This is a genomic window from Microcoleus sp. F4-D5 (genome assembly GCF_036704885.1).
GTDB lineage: Bacteria > Cyanobacteriota > Cyanobacteriia > Cyanobacteriales > Microcoleaceae > Microcoleus.
The window spans coordinates 1-1,603 of sequence record NZ_JAUBSX010000191.1 but is presented as its reverse complement, the minus strand read 5'-3'; the positions used below and the strand labels follow the sequence as shown (position 1 = coordinate 1,603).

The following is a 1,603-nucleotide window of genomic DNA, read 5'->3' as shown; positions in this document are numbered from 1 at the left end:
TTACGCCCTTGATTTAGCTAAATACTTCATCTTATCATGTTTTAGGTTGAAATTAAGATGCGTTTACCCTGCTATTACTCTCCGAATAAGACCGATTTACTTGGCTTTCTTCCCCGTTGTGAGTGTTGAGGGAACTGTTGTTATTGCTGCTATTGGTCCAGTTAGCTTTGCCTTGGATTTGAGTTGAACTGTTGTTTACCGAACTGCCGGTGCTGCTAGTATTGCGAGTGTTTGAAGTTGATTTTGACCCCCAATCGTCTTGGCGCTTGCCGTTATTCATTGCATAGCCCGTGCCGTATTTGCTGTCGGATTGGGATTTGCTGTTTCGGTAGCTCTCGGCAGTGGTGTTTGTAGTTTGTGAAGGAGTGGTATAATTGCTAGAACTGCGGGATTTTTGATTGGATGAGCTTTGGTCGTTGCGAGTGCCTTCGTATTTAACTCGGCTGTAGTTTTGCTGCGATTGATTTTTGTTTGCGACTGAGTTTTGAGAAAAGCTTTTGCTAGTGTAGGTACTGGCAGATGTGTTTGAATCGCTGGTGGATTCGTTAAAAGAGTTGCCCTTGGTGTTGGTTTTGACGGTGCTTTTATCCCAGCTTGATTCTGTGTTTGATAAGTTGCTATTGGTGTAAGAGTTGGTGGTGCTTGTGCCGTTGGAACTACTGGTAGAGGTAGTTGTATATGGCGCTACTTCTGTGGTATAAGAGCTAGTGCCTTCATTACTGTTTCCGGTTGAGGTGCTGGTAGTCTTTGGTGTGCCTGGGGCGGTGTTTGCAGTTGCTCTTTTTGAGGGTTTTGGTGCGGTATTATTGGGGGTGTTGCTGGGATTTGCATCGGCATCAATTAGAGATTTTGTCAAGTGTTTTGCTGCTGCCAATACGGGAATTGTGGGGATAGTTTCGGCTGCTGTAGCAATCGCTGATTCTGCGTCGATAATTCCGTATCCCGTCCTTTCATCCCAGTCGGGTACGTCGATGTCTTTGGCTGTATTGAGGAGAATGTTTTTGATTTGTTGGTAATTGAGGGATGGGTTGGCCTCCCACATTTGGGAGATGGTGTTTGTGACTTTGGCGGCTGCTATTGATGTGCCTTGTTTGGTTTCGGTTGTTGAAGTTTCTGCTGTTGAGGGAATGTCGCCCGGTGCTAAAATATCTAAGCCTTCTCCGTAGCTGGAATATCCGGCGCGGTAGTTGTTATCGGCCGCACCAACGGTGAGGATGTTGTCGAATTCGGTGGAGGCTTGTCCGAGGGCGGAAATGAGATTCCCTTCATTGCCGGCCGCTGCTACAATCAGTATGTTATTGTCTTTGGCGTATTGCAATGCTGCTGTTTCTGCTGCTGTCAATTTGTGCCGTGTGGTTTGCGTGCCGTCGGGGTTAATTTGAGTTAAGTCGAAGCTGAGGTTGACGACAGCGTTGGGTTTTTTTGCAGCTTTGACTGCGTTGGTAAATTCGTATCCGCTCAATAAATCGGGGTAACAGCAAAAAAAGAAGGTTCACAATCTAGGCACAGCATGGTAGAATATGACGTATTATAGCAATCCTAAATCAGAATCAATATTATGATACAATTATATGCAATACTCGATCGTAAAAAAAAATGAATA

The 1,603-nt window shown here is 45.1% G+C and carries 1 protein-coding gene; it reads right to left on the bottom strand.

Going from position 1 to position 1,603, the window contains the following annotated elements:
- Window positions 1-52: 52 nt before the first annotated feature.
- Window positions 53-1,462, bottom strand: a complete 1,410-nt coding sequence (locus QUA80_RS33510) for a S8 family serine peptidase (RefSeq protein WP_333429204.1) — start codon at window positions 1,460-1,462, stop codon at window positions 53-55.
- Window positions 1,463-1,603 lie beyond the last annotated feature (141 nt).